Source organism: Enterobacter sp. I4 (assembly GCF_022669095.1).
Taxonomy (GTDB): domain Bacteria; phylum Pseudomonadota; class Gammaproteobacteria; order Enterobacterales; family Enterobacteriaceae; genus Enterobacter; species Enterobacter pasteurii.
Window position 1 is genome coordinate 567935 of the sequence record NZ_JALBUO010000001.1, and the last position, 16527, is coordinate 584461.

General features: G+C 58.8%; 16 protein-coding genes and 1 pseudogene. 12 read left to right on the plus strand and 5 right to left on the minus strand.

The window, feature by feature from the left end; genetic code table 11:
- Positions 1-25: 25 nt before the first annotated feature.
- The 4 genes from endA to metK all read right to left on the minus strand — a co-directional run bounded on the left by endA (position 26) and on the right by metK (position 4297).
- Entirely contained in the window at positions 26-733 is a 708-nt protein-coding gene (gene endA / locus MOQ06_RS02685) for a deoxyribonuclease I (protein WP_148418519.1), read from the minus strand.
- Positions 734-827: 94 nt separating this feature from the next.
- On the minus strand, positions 828-1325 hold the full coding sequence (locus MOQ06_RS02690; protein WP_061097110.1) for a SprT family zinc-dependent metalloprotease: 498 nt from the start codon (positions 1323-1325) through the stop codon (positions 828-830).
- 58 nt (positions 1326-1383) lie between these two features.
- Positions 1384-2781, minus strand: a complete 1398-nt coding sequence (gene galP / locus MOQ06_RS02695) for a galactose/proton symporter (RefSeq protein ID WP_148418520.1) — start codon at positions 2779-2781, stop codon at positions 1384-1386.
- Positions 2782-3142: 361 nt separating this feature from the next.
- A complete protein-coding gene (gene metK, locus MOQ06_RS02700; protein ID WP_061097111.1) occupies positions 3143-4297 on the minus strand; it encodes a methionine adenosyltransferase in 1155 nt (384 codons plus the stop codon).
- 479 nt (positions 4298-4776) lie between these two features.
- Here metK and MOQ06_RS22510 point away from each other — a divergent pair.
- From MOQ06_RS22510 to speB, 4 genes and pseudogenes are all read left to right on the plus strand, one after another.
- Positions 4777-4866, plus strand: a pseudogene (locus MOQ06_RS22510) (hypothetical protein); the annotation flags it as partial.
- Between the two features lie 94 nt (positions 4867-4960).
- Entirely contained in the window at positions 4961-5092 is a 132-nt protein-coding gene (yqgB, locus tag MOQ06_RS02705) for an acid stress response protein YqgB (RefSeq protein ID WP_057979949.1), read from the plus strand.
- Between the two features lie 8 nt (positions 5093-5100).
- Entirely contained in the window at positions 5101-7077 is a 1977-nt protein-coding gene (gene speA, locus MOQ06_RS02710; RefSeq protein WP_242170649.1) for a biosynthetic arginine decarboxylase, read from the plus strand.
- A 214-nt stretch (positions 7078-7291) separates the two neighbouring features.
- A complete protein-coding gene (gene speB / locus MOQ06_RS02715; RefSeq protein WP_058608614.1) occupies positions 7292-8212 on the plus strand; it encodes an agmatinase in 921 nt (306 codons plus the stop codon).
- Positions 8213-8214: 2 nt separating this feature from the next.
- On the opposite strand, the gene MOQ06_RS02720 is transcribed toward speB, so the two are convergent.
- The gene (locus tag MOQ06_RS02720) at positions 8215-9426 is read right to left on the minus strand and encodes an MFS transporter (protein ID WP_242170652.1); all 1212 of its coding nucleotides are present in this window, start codon (positions 9424-9426) and stop codon (positions 8215-8217) included.
- Positions 9427-9840: 414 nt separating this feature from the next.
- Here MOQ06_RS02720 and MOQ06_RS02725 point away from each other — a divergent pair, with 414 nt between their 5' ends.
- From MOQ06_RS02725 to MOQ06_RS02760, 8 genes are all read left to right on the plus strand, one after another.
- Positions 9841-10164, plus strand: a complete 324-nt coding sequence (locus tag MOQ06_RS02725; RefSeq protein ID WP_003860044.1) for a non-heme iron oxygenase ferredoxin subunit — start codon at positions 9841-9843, stop codon at positions 10162-10164.
- Positions 10161-10469 (plus strand): recombinase-like helix-turn-helix domain-containing protein, encoded by a 309-nt coding sequence (locus tag MOQ06_RS02730; RefSeq protein WP_148418524.1) that lies wholly within the window; start codon positions 10161-10163, stop codon positions 10467-10469. The genes MOQ06_RS02725 and MOQ06_RS02730 overlap by 4 nt, the downstream gene beginning before the upstream one ends.
- A gap of 10 nt (positions 10470-10479) precedes the next feature.
- Complete coding sequence (locus MOQ06_RS02735) at positions 10480-11502, plus strand: aromatic ring-hydroxylating dioxygenase subunit alpha (RefSeq protein WP_242170655.1); 1023 nt, start codon at positions 10480-10482, stop codon at positions 11500-11502.
- Positions 11502-12251, plus strand: coding sequence for an SDR family oxidoreductase (locus MOQ06_RS02740; RefSeq protein WP_242170658.1), 750 nt, complete (start codon positions 11502-11504; stop codon positions 12249-12251). Before MOQ06_RS02735 ends, MOQ06_RS02740 begins: the two co-directional genes overlap by 1 nt.
- Positions 12252-12263: 12 nt before the next feature.
- Positions 12264-13052, plus strand: a complete 789-nt coding sequence (locus MOQ06_RS02745; protein WP_176609522.1) for an IclR family transcriptional regulator — start codon at positions 12264-12266, stop codon at positions 13050-13052.
- Between the two features lie 78 nt (positions 13053-13130).
- Positions 13131-14057: a VOC family protein gene (locus tag MOQ06_RS02750; protein WP_176609523.1), complete on the plus strand. Its 927-nt coding sequence runs from the start codon at positions 13131-13133 to the stop codon at positions 14055-14057.
- Positions 14054-15241 carry an FAD-dependent oxidoreductase gene (locus MOQ06_RS02755; protein WP_242170670.1) on the plus strand — a complete coding sequence of 396 codons (1188 nt, stop codon included), beginning with the start codon at positions 14054-14056 and terminating at the stop codon, positions 15239-15241. The genes MOQ06_RS02750 and MOQ06_RS02755 overlap by 4 nt, the downstream gene beginning before the upstream one ends.
- 25 nt (positions 15242-15266) lie before the next feature.
- Positions 15267-16523 (plus strand): MFS transporter, encoded by a 1257-nt coding sequence (locus tag MOQ06_RS02760; RefSeq protein WP_148418528.1) that lies wholly within the window; start codon positions 15267-15269, stop codon positions 16521-16523.
- Positions 16524-16527 lie beyond the last annotated feature (4 nt).

Here is a 16527-nt window from a genome sequence, read left to right on the forward strand (position 1 = left end):
TATAAGCGAATTGCCGTAGTGTAGGTTAGCTCTTTTGCGCCTGGCAAGCCCGCTGGACGTAAGGGTTATGATTCCCCTGGACTTTGGCGATACGTTCGTCGCGCTGGCATTCCCAGTCCGTAACCGGATACTGCTTATCCCATGCGTTGAACAGCTGCGTCTGCTGGCGGGAAAGGTTGAGATCGTAGCGATCGCGCATATAGAAATAGGTACGGGCGATGCTGCCGCGCGCGCGGGCAGGGGGTTCAGCGACTTTCTCCTTGAAGTCCACCTTCATGGCGCACTGGCCGTACTGGCCTTCGCCACCGTTCCACTGGCTGTACATGAAGTTACCGCGATCGCCGTTTACCTCACCCACGGCGGGCTGCAGGTTATGCATATCGCTTTCCATCTGGCGGTATACTGGATCTTTCGCGCAGTTTTTGCGTCCGCCATCCTGCCAGCACTGGCGCTGGTGGCCAAACTGCCAGGCCGGAACAACGTGTTCCCATTCGATTCGGCTGGCGCGGTTCTCGTTCTTGCGTACCTTATAGCCGCAGGACTCAAGGTCAACGACCCCTTTTTTTCCCTGCCAGTTAATTTTGCACCCGCAGTAGAAATCACCCGGCACGTCGGCGTTAATCTTTACGCCTGCGGTTTTTGCCTGAGAGAAACTGTGAATACCGTCGGCCAGAGCATGGCCGGAGAGCGCCGTCGCCAGAAACGCGACCGCGAGAGAAACATTACGGGACATCTTACACTCCGTGTCAAAACAAGCCCGCAACGTAACGAATGTTGTTCCCGTATGCAATCAGGCAGATCATGAAAGTTCCTGATTGTTCAATTGATTACTCTGCAACCAGCGGTTCGCCGCACTTCACGCAGCGGTAGGTGGCCTCGCCGCGCACCACCCGGTTGTGACGCCGGACGGTGAGCTGATGCTGCTGGCACCGGCAGCGGTAGGGAAACGTATTGCGGCGTACCGATTCCAGCTCGAACTGATGCGTGCGGCGCGCCGGAACGCCAAGCACCGCCTCCATCATCCACTTCCACTCTTTGCCGTGCGGTGCGACGCGGCCAAAGTGTTTCCACACCAGAAGATGGGCCAGCTCGTGCGGTACCACCTCCTCTATGAACGCCTGCTGGTTTTCCATCATCAGAACCGGGTTCAGGCGGATCTCATAGGATTCCAGCCAGGCGGTACCCGCCGCGGTTCCCCGCTGCTGATAGACCAGCTTAGGTTCAGGATAATTGCGGCCGAGCTTCAGGTTGGCCTGGGCGAGTTTTTCCCGCAGGCTGCGCATAACGGCTTGCTGAATGGCGATGGGGAGACGGGGAGCTTTCATAGGGGCAGAGCATAAAGCGGGAAGCGGGGAGGCGCAAGAGGCGCCTCCCGCAGGAGGATTAGTCGTGTGCGCCGATTTCGCGCAGAGGACGACCTTTCATCAGGTTACGTTCGATGTGTTCCAGTGAAACGTGCTTGGTTTCAGGAACCAGCCAGACGGTAAGAACAATAAAGAACAGGTTCAGACCGGCGTAGACCCAGAAGGTGTTGGCGTTACCCAGGGTGTTGAGCATGGTCAGGAACGTTGCGCCGACGATCATGTTGGCAATCCAGTTGGTCGCGGTAGAGCAGGTGATACCAAAGTCACGCCCTTTCAGCGGCTGGATCTCAGAGCACAGCACCCAAATCAGCGGACCGGCACTCATCGCAAAACCAACGATAAACATCAGCAGCATCGCCACGGCGAAGTACTGCGCGGTTGGGGAGTGAATGCCCATGTGCATCATGGTGCCCAGCACGCCCATACCGATAGCCATCACCAGGAAGCCCAGCGTCAGGGTTGGCTTACGTCCCCAGCGGTCAACCAGGCCGATGGCAATGAAGGTCGCCAGCACGTTGGTCAGACCGACGATAACGGTGCCCCACATCTGCTCGGTGGTGTTGGTGTAACCCGCCAGCTCGAAGATTTTTGGCGCGTAATACATGATGACGTTCATCCCGGTGAACTGCTGCATTACCTGTAACAGCACGCCAAGGAACACCGCGCGGCGGAAGTTGCTGTTCTCTTTGAACAGCGCCCAGCCGGACTGTTTAATCTTCAGGCTTTCGCGGATCTCTTCCAGCTCGTTTTTCGCCTCTGCGCTGGTATCGCGCAGGCGTAAGAGCACCCGTTCCGCATCGTGGAAGCGGCGCTTGGCGGCAAACCAGCGCGGGCTGTCCGGCAGGAAGAAGACGCCGATCAGAAGCAGGATGGCAGGAATGATGATCACACCCAGCATCCAGCGCCATGCGCCGCTGTAGCTGAACGCGGTATCGGAAAGATAAGCGCCCAGAATACCGATGGTGATCATCAGCTGGTACATGGAGATCATGCTGCCGCGAATTTTTTCCGGCGCGATTTCAGACAGGTAAAGCGGAGCGGTATAAGACGCGACGCCCACCGCCAGACCCAGCAGCACGCGGGAGAGGATTAGGACCTCAACGTTAGGCGCCGCAGCAGAGAACAGCGAGCCGGCAACGAACAGGATCGCGCCGATCATCAGGCTCTTTTTACGCCCGAGCTTAAAGGAGAGCCAGCCGCTGCCGACCGCGCCGACGGCGGCACCGAACATCATCGAGCTAACCACCCATTCCTGAGTGTGTGCGCTAATCTGGAACTCTTCGGTGATGAAAGGTAATGCACCGGCAATTACGCCAATATCCAGGCCAAAGAGTAATCCAGCCAGAGCGGCAAGGAAGCAGACGAAGAACGTCATTGCCTTATTGGACGTACGCCCCTGTTTATTATTGTCAGGCATTATGCCCTCCAGTTTGGTTATCAGTTTTATCAATGTTAAGGGTAGGTGAGCGACCCATAAAAATATGTGAGACAAATCACAATGGTGTAATCGGTTACACTAACCTGTAACCGTAAAAATAATTAAAGCTTTGAAAATATAGAGGTAAATTAATTGATGTGCATCGCGTTTGCATGAATTTCAGACTTAACTGAAAGGAAATGTAACAGCAGAAGAAAGGCGATTGTGCAAAGAGATTATTCTGAAAGCGGAGCGCGAAGTATGAGGTGTAATCGGTTCCATGTTATGCGGCTTTGCGCCGCCATATGACATAAAAAAGGCCAGCGCAAAGGCTGGCCTGTTTAACGCATTTAGCGATCGATTACTTCAGACCGGCAGCCTCACGCAGCAGAGCGGCTTTGTCGGTTTTTTCCCATGGGAAATGTTCGCGACCAAAGTGACCGTACGCGGCGGTTTCCTGGTAGATTGGGTGCAGCAGATCCAGCATCTGAATCAGGCCGTATGGACGCAGGTCGAAGAACTCGCGCACCAGCAGGGTCAGCTGTTCAGAAGGCACTTTTTCCGTGCCGAAGGTTTCAACCATGATGGAGGTTGGCTCAGCCACGCCGATAGCGTAGGAAACCTGAATTTCACAGCGGTCAGCCAGGCCCGCAGCAACAATGTTTTTCGCAACATAACGTGCAGCGTACGCGGCAGAACGGTCAACCTTAGACGGATCTTTACCGGAGAAGGCACCGCCACCGTGACGCGCCATGCCGCCGTAGGTATCTACGATGATCTTACGGCCGGTCAGGCCGCAGTCGCCCATTGGGCCGCCGATAACAAAGCGTCCGGTTGGGTTGATGAAGAATTTGGTCGCAGAGCTCAGCCATTCGGTCGGCAGAACCGGCTTGATGATCTCTTCCATCACCGCTTCCTGCAGGGATTTCTGGTCAATATCTTCGGCATGCTGAGTGGAGAGCACCACGGCATCGATACCGACGATTTTGCCGTCGTCATACTGGAAGGTCACCTGGCTTTTCGCATCCGGACGCAGCCACGGCAGGGTGCCGTTTTTACGTACTTCAGCCTGACGCTGCACCAGACGGTGTGCGTAGGTCACAGGTGCCGGCATCAGCACGTCGGTTTCGTTGGTTGCGTAGCCGAACATCAGGCCCTGGTCGCCCGCGCCCTGTTCCAGCGGATCGGCACGGTCAACGCCCTGGTTGATGTCCGGAGACTGTTTGCCAATCGCGCTCAGTACCGCGCAGGAGTTGGCATCAAAGCCCATATCAGAATGCACATAGCCGATCTCACGCACCGTGTTACGGGTGATCTCTTCGATATCAACCCATGCGCTGGTGGTGATCTCACCGCCGACCAGAACCATGCCGGTTTTGACATAGGTTTCACACGCTACGCGCGCTTTAGGATCCTGCGCGAGGATCGCGTCCAGCACCGCATCGGAGATTTGGTCAGCAATTTTATCAGGATGTCCTTCTGATACAGACTCGGACGTAAACAGGTGTTTTGCCATGTTATATTTCACCTAAGAGGAATTTGGTTAGCTCAAGCTGCTGTGTGGAATAGCCAAAGGAGATAATTCTACCAAGGCCTGCAGGATTTTGACACTGGCAGTCTGAGTGTTAATCAGTATGGATGGATTAACATCTGGACGGCTATTTTAGGTCACTTCTTCGCCCGATTTCCAGTTTTTTTTGACAACGCTCTCACTGAGTTGAATTCATTACTGGAAATTTTTCCTGACGCTCCTGGCAACCCACGTATTTATCTTTTGCTTTTTACCCCTGTTCTCGGTATAAAACGCGGCGCGCGGCTCATACCAAAAAAGCGCTCGATGAACTCATCGTGTCGCCACTTCCAGCCGGGTTAAGCAGTGAACTTTTAGCTTTGGCTTGTGGTCCGTTTCAGCAGAGGCGGCCGTGGAGGTGATACGAGATAATGAACCATCGTTTTCCGCTAATTCAGCGCAGCCGTTCTGGCGCGCATTTGATTCCCGCAACCCGCATTTCTAGTCTGCAAACCTGCCGATGTTATACCCATCTCGGCGCTTCTCAGGATTCCAGAGCCGGTCACGCTTTGTGAAAACTGAACAAGGGCGCTCTTGTTAATACAAGAGTTTTCTCGTGGTTTCGCCGAACCTTGTCATACAGAGTTCGGATACGTGTTTTACAATGATATGAATAAGAAACCGGTCGCACGGTCTGGATTTCAGCATACTCTGCTGGGAAATGGAGCCGTTAATGGGTTGTTATCGCCGTATAACGCTGCGATAGTAGTCAACTGTTTTACACTTAATACAAAGAGTTGAGGTTCGCTATGTCTGACGACATGTCTTCGCTTTCGCCTTCGTCAGCAGGCGAACAGGGTGTACTACGTTCTATGCAGGAGGTTGCGATGAGCTCCCAGGAAGCCAGCAAGATGCTGCGCACTTACAATATTGCCTGGTGGGGCAATAACTACTACGACGTCAACGAGCTGGGCCACATCACCGTCTGCCCGGACCCGGACGTCCCGGAAGCGCGCGTGGATCTCGCTAAGCTGGTGAAAGCCCGTGAAGCGCAGGGCCAGCGCCTGCCTGCACTGTTCTGCTTCCCGCAGATCCTGCAACACCGCCTGCGTTCCATCAACGCCGCGTTCAAACGCGCGCGCGAATCGTATGGCTATAACGGCGACTATTTCCTCGTTTACCCGATCAAGGTGAACCAGCACCGCCGCGTGATTGAATCCCTGATCCACTCCGGCGAACCGCTGGGCCTCGAAGCGGGTTCTAAAGCGGAGCTGATGGCGGTCCTGGCCCACGCGGGCATGACCCGGTCGGTGATCGTCTGTAACGGCTATAAAGACCGTGAATACATTCGTCTGGCGCTGATCGGCGAGAAGATGGGCCACAAGGTCTATCTGGTGATCGAAAAGATGACCGAAATCGCCATCGTATTGGAAGAAGCCGAGCGTCTGAACGTGGTGCCGCGCCTTGGCGTGCGTGCGCGTCTGGCGTCCCAGGGCTCCGGTAAATGGCAGTCCTCCGGCGGCGAAAAATCCAAGTTCGGCCTCGCGGCGAACCAGGTGCTACAGCTGGTGGAAATCCTGCGCGAGCGCGGTCGTCTGGACAGCATTCAGCTGCTGCACTTCCACCTCGGCTCGCAGATGGCCAACATCCGCGATATCGCCACCGGCGTGCGTGAGTCAGCGCGTTTCTACGTTGAGCTGCACAAGCTCGGCGTGAATATTCAGTGCTTCGACGTGGGCGGCGGCCTGGGCGTGGACTATGAAGGTACCCGCTCGCAGTCTGACTGCTCCGTAAACTATGGACTGAACGAATACGCCAACAACATCATCTGGGCGATTGGCGATGCCTGTGAAGAGCACGGCCTGCCGCATCCAACGGTAATCACCGAATCCGGCCGTGCGGTCACCGCGCACCATACGGTGCTGGTTTCGAACATCATCGGCGTTGAGCGTAGCGAAATCACCGAAGCGACGCCTCCGCAGGACGATGCCCCGCGTTCCCTGCAGAGCATGTGGGAAACCTGGCTGGAGATGCACGAGCCGGGCACGCGCCGTTCCCTGCGCGAGTGGCTGCACGACAGCCAGATGGATTTGCACGACATTCACGTCGGCTACTCTTCAGGCACCTTCAGCCTGCAGGAGCGCGCGTGGGCGGAGCAGCTCTATCTGAACATGTGCCATGAAGTGCAGAAACAGCTCGACCCGAGCAACCGCGCGCACCGTCCGATCATCGACGAACTGCAGGAGCGTATGGCGGATAAGATGTACGTCAACTTCTCCCTGTTCCAGTCGATGCCGGATGCCTGGGGTATCGACCAGCTGTTCCCGGTTCTGCCGCTGGAAGGGCTGAACCACGCGCCGGAACGCCGTGCCGTGCTGCTGGACATCACCTGTGATTCCGATGGCGCTATCGATCACTACGTGGATGGCGACGGTATCGCGACCACCATGCCGATGCCGGAATACGATCCTGAGAATCCGCCAATGCTGGGCTTCTTTATGGTTGGCGCGTATCAGGAGATCCTCGGCAACATGCACAACCTGTTCGGCGATACCGAAGCGGTTGACGTGTTTGTCTTCCCTGACGGCAGCGTGGAGGTTGAGCTGTCCGACGAAGGGGATACCGTGGCGGACATGCTCGAATACGTGCAGCTGGATCCGAAAAAACTGCTCACCCAGTTCCGCGACCAGGTGAAAAACACCGGTCTGGACGATGCGCTGCAGCAGCAGTTTCTGGAAGAGTTTGAAGCGGGTCTGTACGGTTACACCTACCTGGAAGACGAATAAGCTTTTTATTCCCTCTCCCCTCTGGGGAGAGGGTTAGGGTGAGGGGCATAAGCCGCACAATGCCCTATACTCACTTGAACCCGTATGAATTAACGGCGATAATTCGCCCCACTATGCGATTTACAAATCAATCCCTTCCTCGTCGGGTTTAACGACGCGGAGGGGATTTTTTTTCATCTGTTTTTAATGCATCGACTTTAAAAGAGGTCAGGACATGAGCACTTTAGGTCATCAGTACGATAACTCTCTGGTATCTAACGCGTTTGGTTTTTTACGCCTTCCGATGAACTTCCAGCCGTACGACAGCGACGCTGACTGGGTGATCACCGGCGTACCGTTCGACATGGCAACGTCCGGCCGCGCGGGTGGACGCCACGGTCCGGCGGCTATCCGTCAGGTTTCCACTAACCTGGCCTGGGAGCACAACCGCTTCCCGTGGAACTTCGACATGCGCGAGCGCCTGAACGTGGTGGACTGCGGTGACCTGGTGTACGCCTTCGGCGACGCGCGTGAAATGAGCGAAAAGCTGCAGGCCCACGCCGAGAAGCTGCTGGCTGCCGGCAAGCGCATGCTCTCCTTCGGTGGCGACCACTTCGTCACGCTGCCGCTGCTGCGCGCCCACGCGAAGCACTTCGGCAAAATGGCGCTGGTGCACTTTGACGCGCATACCGACACCTACGCGAACGGCTGCGAGTTCGACCACGGCACCATGTTCTTCACCGCGCCGAAAGAAGGCCTGATCGATCCGAACCACTCCGTGCAGATCGGCATCCGCACCGAATTCGACAAAGACAACGGCTTCACCGTGCTGGACGCCTGCCAGGTGAACGATCGCGGCGTCGATGACATCATCGCGCAGGTGAAGCAGATCGTCGGCGATATGCCCGTTTATCTGACCTTTGACATCGACTGCCTGGATCCGGCCTTTGCGCCGGGCACCGGTACGCCGGTAATCGGCGGCCTGACCTCAGATCGCGCCATCAAGCTGGTGCGCGGCCTGAAGGATCTGAACATCGTCGGTATGGATGTGGTAGAAGTGGCTCCGGCCTATGACCAGTCCGAGATCACCGCGCTGGCCGCGGCGACCCTGGCGCTGGAAATGCTCTACATCCAGGCGGCGAAAAAAGGCGAATAAGCCTACGCGCTGAGTGCTGCTGCGCGACGCATGCGCAGCAGCAACATTCCCCCGGCCAGCAGGGTAACAACCTGCGACGCCACCAGCACCGAAAAGCCAGAACTGACCGACCCCACCGAGCTCATCACCATTCCCATCAGCAGCGGAATAAAGGCCGCGCAGATATTGCCGATCCCGTTAATGATGCCGTAGGCGCTGCCCACCGCGTCCCGCGCGGCGTGGTGCTGGATCGTCGCCGGAATGGCCGCGCCCTGAAGCCCCCAGAAGACGTTAGCCGACAGCATAAACAGCGCCAGCCAGGCGGGCTGATGGCTGAGCATCAGCCCGACTACGGACAGCGCCGTCAGCGCCCCGCCCGCCACAAACAGCACCGGCGCCTGTTCCGGGCGCATTTTATCGAGCAGTACGCCGCCGAGGAACTTAGAGCCGAGGCTCAGCAGGAAAGGCACCGCTGCGAGCATGCCCGTGGCGTGCAGCGAAAAGCGGTGCTCGTCGCGCAGCCACGCGGGCAGCCACGCGCTGCTTCCCCAGAGATAGCTCAGCGTGGCGATTTCAACCAGCAGGATCCAGCCCAGCAGCGGCGTTTGCCAGGCGAGCGTAAACGTCTCCAGCATTCCCCGTTTTTTCAACTTCAGCGGGCTTTGTGGCGTCGGAAGAAAACGCCAGATCAGGCCACCGCCGAGCGCCAGATTGATCGCCGCCAGCGCATAAAACGATCCGGCCCAGCCCAGATGCGTCATCAGCCAGGTAACCAGCGGAAAGCCCACGGCCAGCCCGAGCGAGACGCCCAGCGCGGTTACGGCGTTGGGCTTGCCTATCTCCTGCGCGGGAAAGTTGTCGCTGATAAAGCGCGTCTTCATTGAAAAGAGCGGTCCTTCGGCAATACCTAAGATGATGCGGGCGATAAGCATCCCCATCAGCGAGCCCAGCAGCGGAGAAATGGCGCAGACCAGGGCCCAAATCACAATGCTGCTTAATAATCCCTGCCGATAATGAAATTTGCTTTCTATAACTGGCGTTAATAATAAAGCCGAAAAGCCATAACCCAGCAGAAAGCAGGTCATCAGCATTCCCTGTAACATTCTGTTTTCATTTAGCTGAAAGTGTTCGGCAAATTCAGGGTTTAAAATCATTACCGAGATATTTACCCTGTCGATGTAGGAAATAATAATGAGAAATAACAGTGCAATTGTGCCTTGCCATCTTGCCGTCATGATGTCTGCCTTATGCGTGCTTAGGTTTATATTTTTAACAGCGTGACTGTCACGGAGATAAAATGGTTCACCAGTGAAACTCATTGTTTATAAACAATAAAGTTATTTTAAGTTTCACAGGTGAAACCGTTATCGCTTCAGCCTTTTTATTTTTAAGGAGCAAAAAGAAAAGAAGTCAATATCTCTTTCTTTAAAATTACATCCATCGATTAATCGTATCCTTTCACGCAGAAATAATGAAAATTTCATATCGCTGCATTTTTTCGTGATCCTTTGCACACTTAGTTAATTAATTTCCGTTTGATTAACAAATTCTTCACATTGGCGCTTGACGAAACATTCACCGCTTTTATATTGACCGTATTAAATAAGAAACAGAGTTTCATATATGAAACAAAAGCCTGGAGGATCGTGATGAGCTGGATAGGCGTATGTGACGCAGAACAAGTGCAGGAAGATTTCCCTTTTAGCGGCAACGTCGACGGTAAAGAGATCGGCGTTTATTTGATTGACGGTGAATATTACGCGCTGGAAGACGTATGTCCGCACGCTTATGCCCTGCTGAGCCAGGGCTTTGTGGAAGACGGCAAGGTGGAATGCCCGCTGCATGAAGCGGTGTTCGACGTGAAAACCGGCCAGTGCCTTCACGGCCCCGGCGGCCGCAACCTTAACCGCTACCCGGTTCGGGTCTTTGAAAACCAGATTCAGATTACCTTCGTCGAGGAGACCGTGGCATGAGCGACACCCTGAACTACAACCCCGCGCTGCCGGAAAGCCGTCAGTTTACCCCACCGGCAGAGGGCGGTAACGGTGCCATTCATAAGCCGGGTGATTACTCGAATCTGATCTGGCAGACCCGCAGCCGCGAGCCGGAAAGCTGGGAGATGAACCTGATTGCGACGCTGGAAGATCTCTTCGAGCAGGGCGTTGAAACCTTACCGGAGCTGGTCAACGGGCTGAACGCGGTGCGCATGCACGACCAGCAGGGCGAGCCGTGGAGCGACGCCAGCTTCCAGGCATTCTTACAGGTTAACGGCTACTGAGGGCAACGCGATGACGACTACCGTACAAAACTATCTCGATAAAGGCCTGCGCGGCCTCTGGTATCCGGTGCTGGCGAGCTGGGAAGTACAGTCTGCGCCGGTGGGCATTACCCGCCTGGGCGAGCAGATTGTGGTCTGGCGCAATAAGGACGGTCAGGTGCAGGCGCTGGAGGACCGCTGTCCGCACCGCGGCGCGCGCCTGTCGATGGGCTGGAACCTCGGTGACCGCATCGCCTGCTGGTATCACGGCGTGGAGGTGGCGGGCAACGGCGAGGTGAAGGACGTGCCCGCCGTGGACAAATGTCCGCTGGTCGGCCAGCAGTGCGTGCGCAGCTATAACGTGCAGGAGGCGCACGGCGCCATTTTCCTGTGGTTCGGCGTCACCGCTGACCAGCAGCCGGACGAGCTGATCTTCCCGGATGAGCTTGCCGATACGGACAGCTTCAGCAACTTCCTCTGCACCGCCGCGTGGAAATGCAATTACCAGTACGCGCTGGAAAACGTGATGGACCCGATGCACGGGACCTATCTGCACTCCTCCTCGCACTCGATGGCGGAAGGGGATCGCAAGGCCGACATGGTGCTCCAGCCGACGAAAACCGGCTTTATTTTCGAGAAGAAAGGGCAGAGCGGCATCAACTTTGACTGGGTGGAGCTGGGGAACAGCGGCGCCTGCTGGATGCGGCTCTCCATTCCCTATAAGAAGCGCTTCGGACCGGGCGGTCACTTCTTTATCGTCGGCATGGTGGTGCCGGAAGATAGCGACAACTGCCGCGTCTTCTTCTGGCGCATCCGCCGCGTGCAGGGCTGGCAGCGCGACATGTGGCGCTTCATGTACCGCAATCGCCTGGAAAAGCTGCACTGGGAGGTGCTGGAGCAGGACCGCGTGGTGCTGGAAAGCCTGGCGCCAAACGCCCGCGACCATGAATACCTTTACCAGCACGACGTCGGCCTCTCTCGCCTGCGCCGCATGATGCAAAAGGCCGCCAAAGAGCAGCTGGCGATGCGCGAAGAACAGCAGGGAGCCGCCTGATGAACGGGCTGCTGAGCGGCAAGCGCATCGTCGTGACCGGCGCCGCGCGCGGGCTGGGCTATCACTTTGCCAGAGCCTGCGCGGAGCAGGGCGCCGCGGTGGTGATGTGCGACATCCTGGAAGGCGAACTGGCTGAAAGCGCCCACCGGCTGAGCGGGCAGGGTTATGCGATCGAATCGCACGTTATCGATCTGGCCGATCCGCGCTCCATTGAACGGGTGTTCAGCACCGTTGGCGAGCAGGGGCACATCGACGGCCTGGTGAACAACGCGGCGATGGCGACGGGCGTGGGCGGTAAAAATATGCTTGATTACGATCCTGACCTGTGGGACCGCGTGATGAGCGTGAACGTCAAAGGCACCTGGCTGGTGACGCGCGCCGCCGTGCCGCTGCTGCACGAAGGGGCAGCCATTGTGAACGTGGCGTCCGATACCGCGCTGTGGGGCGCGCCGCGCCTGATGGCCTACGTCGCCAGCAAAGGCGCCGTGATTGCCATGACCCGCTCAATGGCGCGCGAGCTGGGTGAAAAGCGCATCCGAATCAACGCTATCGCGCCGGGGCTGACCCGCGTCGAGGCCACCGAATATGTGCCCGCTGAACGCCATCAGCTCTACGAAAACGGCCGGGCGCTAGCGGGCGCGCAGCAGCCGGAAGACGTGACCGGCAGCGTGGTCTGGCTGTTAAGCGATCTGTCGCGGTTCATCACCGGACAGCTGATCCCGGTCAACGGCGGTTTTGTCTTTAACTAAGGTAGGGCGACGATGGCAGACGATCGGGAAGTGAAGTATCTGGTGCCGGGGCTGGAGCGCGGTTTACAGCTGCTGCTGGCCTTTGGCGAGCAGCATCGCGATTTGACCTTTGCCGAGCTGCACCGGTTGGTGGATATGCCGAAGGCCACCGCCTACCGCGTGGTGCAGACCCTGGAGTATATGGGCTTTCTGGAGCGCAACGCGCGCACCAATACCTTTTCGCTGGGCATGAACGTGCTGCGTCTGGGCTTTGAGTACATTGCCTCGCTGGACGTGGCGCAGGTGGGTCAGCCGGTGATCGAGCAGCTTCGGGACGTGAGCCAGTGCAGCAGCCATCTGGCGATCCGCGACGGGCGCGACATCATCTACATCGCCCGCGTCAGCGCCGCCGGGTCGCGCATCAACCAGGTCAGCATTGGCACCCGCCTGCCGGTGCACTGCACCTCGCTCGGCCGCATGCTGCTGACCGATCTTTCCCGCGCCGATTTCGAACAGCTGTTCCCGCACGAGCGCCTGCCGGGCAACGTGCCGGGGCAGCTTCACGACCGCGAAGCCCTGTGGCAGATGGTGCAGCAGGACAAAGCCCGCGGGTACGTGATTGGCGAATCCTTCTTCCGCCACGGCATCTCCTCCATCGTCTACCCGGTGTATGACCGGAGCCATCGCGTGACGGCGGTCGTCAGCATTCTGGTGCCGTCGGAGGAGATCCCGCAGGCCGACCGCGAGCGGCTGCAAAACGAGGTTCGCCTTGCGGCGGATAAAATTTCTGGCTTCTTAGGCTACCTGTCACAGGCCAGTTAAATCAGTGAGTTAACGTCAGGCGCTTCGCTGCGTCGGGCATGTTTTACGCCCAATTTGGGCCAGATGAGGCAACGAACGATGAGTGTAACCGGAATTGAAAAGCTGGAATTTGGCGTGGAAGACCTGACGCACTGCGCCAAATTTATGCGTGATTTTGGCCTGACGGGCGATGCCAGCGGCCAGCGTTTTACCACCCTGAGCGGCGCGCGCGTGGAGCTTAACCCGATCGACAGCCCCGACCTGCCTCCCGCGTTTGAGGCGGGTAACACCCTGCGCCGCATGACCTGGGCGGTTGCCGCCCGGTCAGATCTCGACGCGCTGCGCCCGAAGCTTGCGCAGCAGCCCGGCTTTCGCGAAGTGGGCGACGCCCTGGAGTGTCTTGACCCGAACGGCATGACGCTGCGCGTCCAGGTCAGCCAGCAGACCGACGTGGAGCTGAACGTTGAGCCGATCAACCAGTGGGGCGACGCTCGCCGTATCGACACCCCCAGCCCGGTTTACGATCGCGCCCAGCCGATCAACGTCGGTCACGTGGTGTTCTTCGTGGAGGAGCTGGCGGCGGTGGAGAAATTTTACCGCGAGGTGCTCGGCTTCCAGGTCTCGGACCGCTACATCAACCGCGCCGTGTTCCTGCGCTGCGGCGCGCGCGGCGGGCATCACAACCTCTTTTTGCTACAGCTTCCACACCGCAAGCGTGGCCTGAACCACGTGGCCTTCACCGTGCGCGACATCCACGAGGTGATCGGCGGCGGGATTGCGATGAACAAAAATGAATGGAGCACCTTCATCGGGCCGGGCCGCCATCCGGTGTCCTCAGCCTACTTCTGGTACGTCAACAGCCCGACCGGCGGGGCGTTTGAGTATTACACCAACGACGATTACCTGACGGAAAACTGGCAGCCGCGCGAGCTGGAGCATTCGCTGGTCTCCTTTACCGAGTGGGCGGTGGAGGGCGGCATTGACCACGACACGCGCCGCCAGCAGAAAAAGCCGGAGGCGGTATGACGTCGCGCATTGTCATTATCGGCGGCGGCCAGGCGGGCGGCTGGGCGGCGAAAACCCTGCGCGACGAGGGCTTCGACGGCGAGATTTGCGTGGTGGCGGAAGAGGAATGGGATTTCTACGAGCGTCCGCCCCTGTCGAAAGCGACTCTGCTGGAGCCGGACGCGGCGCTCCCGCGGCTGTTTACCGACGAGGCGCAGCGGGCGCTGAACCTGACCTGGTACCGGCCGCTGCGAGCGGAGCAGATCGACCGCGAGGCGAAAACGGTGCGCTTGAGCAGCGGTGAGCATCTTAGTTACAACATCCTTTTAATTGCCACCGGGGGACGGGCGCGCCTGCCGGGCGAGGCGTGGGCTGCGCATCCGCAGGTCTATACCCTGCGCCACTGGCAGGACGCGCAGCGTCTGAAAAGCCGTCTGGCGGAGAGCCGCACCCTGGCTATCGTTGGCGGCGGCTGGATCGGTCTTGAGATTGCCGCTTCCGCGCGCAAAAGCGGCGTGGCGGTCACGCTGTTCGAGCAGCAGCCCGCCCTGTGCATGCGCTCGGTGAGCGCCGAGGTGTCGCAGCGCTTAGAGGCCCTTCACCGCGAGCAGGGCGTGGATATCCGTACCGGCTGCGGCGCGCTGGAGCTGGAGGACGACAACGGTCTGCCGGTCATCCACTGCGACGGCAGGCGCGAAACCTTTGACGCGGCGGTGGTAGGCATCGGCGTCGATCTTAACCTGGAGCTGGCGCGCGACGCCGGGCTGCAAACCGGGCGCGGGATAGTGGTGGATGCCCAGGGGCACACCTCGGATCCGCACATCTTTGCCGCCGGGGACGTGGCGCAGCATCACCGCTACGGCCTGTGCATCCAGTCCTGGGCCTTCGCCCAGAACCAGGCGGTGGCGACGGCGAAGGCGATGCTGAACCCCGATGCGCCAGGCTACGACGATGCGCCGTGGCTGTGGTCGGATCAATACCAGCACAATATCCAGATCCTCGGCATTCCGCAGCCGGGCGGGAAAACGCTGGTGCGCGAAGACGCGCTGTTCTTCTCGCTGGACGAAAACGGGCGGCTGACGCAGCTGGTGGCGTTTAACGACGCGCGCACCGTCAAGCTGGCGAAGCGCTGGATGGCGGCGGGGCGCGATCTGTCCGACGTGCCGCTCGCCGACCCGGCTTTTTCACTGATGTCACTGCGATAGCTAACCCGCACCCGTAGGGGGAGACATGACCACATTAGAGACCAACACCGCGCCCGCTGAGGCGAGCGGTGAGGGAGCCCGCACGCCCGAAAAAGCGGTGCGCTGGGCCATCCCGCTGTCGCTGCTGGCCTGCGTGCTGCTGGCGTTTTTCGACAAAATCAGCATCGCGGCGCTGTTTTCCGACGGCCATTTCCAGCAGGCGATGGGCATCGATTTTGACACCACGCGCCTCGGCATTCTGATGAGCGCCTTCCTGTTGAGCTACGGCTTTTCGTCGGTCTTCCTCAGCGGGCTGGGGGACAAAATCGCCCCGCTGCGCCTGCTTACCGGAATGATGGTGGTGTGGTGCGTGCTGATGGTGGCGATGGGCTTTACCCATAACTACACGCTGATGATTGTCCTGCGCATCCTGCTGGGGGTGGCGGAAGGGCCGCTGTTCCCGCTGGCCTTCGCCATCGTGCGCCACAACTTCCCGCAGCATCTGCAGGCGCGCGCCACCATGCTGTGGCTGCTTGGCACGCCGGTTGGCGCGGCGATAGGCTTCCCGCTTTCTCTCTGGCTGCTGAACACCTTCGGCTGGCAGAGCACCTTCTTCGTGATGGCGATGCTTACCCTGCCGGTGCTGATCTTCGTGCGCGTTGGCCTGCGCGGGATCCGGCTGGAGGCAAAACCCGGCACGTCGCAGGCGTCCCGGGAGGAGCGGCGAGCGGCGCGGCGCGAGCTGTTCGTCAGCCCGCACTTCTGGATCATCTGCATCTTTAACATCGCCTTCCTGACCTACCTGTGGGGCATTAACGGCTGGCTGCCGGGCTATCTGATCAAGGGCAAAGGCATTCACCTGGAGCACGCGGGCTGGCTGTCGTCGATGCCGTTCATCGCCATGCTGGCGGGCGAAGTGATTGGCGCATGGCTCTCTGACCGGGTCGATAAGCGCGCGGCGGCCTGCTTTATCTCGATGGCGGGGGCGGCCGTCGGGCTGGCGGCGGTGATGCACCTCGACACCCCGCTGGCCATCATCGCGGCGATGAGCTTCAGCACCTTTATGTGGGGCACCGGCGCACCCAACATTTTCGCCCTGCTGGCGAAGGCCACCCATCCCCGGGTGAGCGCCACGGCGGGGGGGATTTTCAACGGGCTGGGAAACTTTGCGGGCGCGCTGTCGCCGGCGGTGATGGGCGCGCTTATCGCCTTCACCCACAGCATGGATTCCGGGCTGATTTTTCTGGCGGTGATGGCGGCGGTGGGCTGCGTCCTGTTACTGCCGCTGCTGAGACGTTACTGAGGAG

What these genes read in the sequence shown, in the direction of transcription:
- MOQ06_RS02690 (WP_061097110.1), bottom strand. Translation starts at nt 1,325, where the DNA reads ATGAAAGCTCCCCGTCTCCCCATCGCCATTCAGCAAGCCGTTATGCGC.
- endA (WP_148418519.1), bottom strand. Translation starts at nt 733, where the DNA reads ATGTCCCGTAATGTTTCTCTCGCGGTCGCGTTTCTGGCGACGGCGCTC.
- MOQ06_RS02720 (WP_242170652.1), bottom strand. Translation starts at nt 9,426, where the DNA reads ATGACGGCAAGATGGCAAGGCACAATTGCACTGTTATTTCTCATTATT.
- MOQ06_RS02745 (WP_176609522.1), top strand. Translation starts at nt 12,264, where the DNA reads ATGGCAGACGATCGGGAAGTGAAGTATCTGGTGCCGGGGCTGGAGCGC.
- galP (WP_148418520.1), bottom strand. Translation starts at nt 2,781, where the DNA reads ATGCCTGACAATAATAAACAGGGGCGTACGTCCAATAAGGCAATGACG.
- MOQ06_RS02740 (WP_242170658.1), top strand. Translation starts at nt 11,502, where the DNA reads ATGAACGGGCTGCTGAGCGGCAAGCGCATCGTCGTGACCGGCGCCGCG.
- MOQ06_RS02725 (WP_003860044.1), top strand. Translation starts at nt 9,841, where the DNA reads ATGAGCTGGATAGGCGTATGTGACGCAGAACAAGTGCAGGAAGATTTC.
- MOQ06_RS02730 (WP_148418524.1), top strand. Translation starts at nt 10,161, where the DNA reads ATGAGCGACACCCTGAACTACAACCCCGCGCTGCCGGAAAGCCGTCAG.
- MOQ06_RS02750 (WP_176609523.1), top strand. Translation starts at nt 13,131, where the DNA reads ATGAGTGTAACCGGAATTGAAAAGCTGGAATTTGGCGTGGAAGACCTG.
- MOQ06_RS02735 (WP_242170655.1), top strand. Translation starts at nt 10,480, where the DNA reads ATGACGACTACCGTACAAAACTATCTCGATAAAGGCCTGCGCGGCCTC.
- metK (WP_061097111.1), bottom strand. Translation starts at nt 4,297, where the DNA reads ATGGCAAAACACCTGTTTACGTCCGAGTCTGTATCAGAAGGACATCCT.
- speB (WP_058608614.1), top strand. Translation starts at nt 7,292, where the DNA reads ATGAGCACTTTAGGTCATCAGTACGATAACTCTCTGGTATCTAACGCG.
- speA (WP_242170649.1), top strand. Translation starts at nt 5,101, where the DNA reads ATGTCTGACGACATGTCTTCGCTTTCGCCTTCGTCAGCAGGCGAACAG.
- MOQ06_RS02760 (WP_148418528.1), top strand. Translation starts at nt 15,267, where the DNA reads ATGACCACATTAGAGACCAACACCGCGCCCGCTGAGGCGAGCGGTGAG.
- MOQ06_RS02755 (WP_242170670.1), top strand. Translation starts at nt 14,054, where the DNA reads ATGACGTCGCGCATTGTCATTATCGGCGGCGGCCAGGCGGGCGGCTGG.
- yqgB (WP_057979949.1), top strand. Translation starts at nt 4,961, where the DNA reads ATGAATAAGAAACCGGTCGCACGGTCTGGATTTCAGCATACTCTGCTG.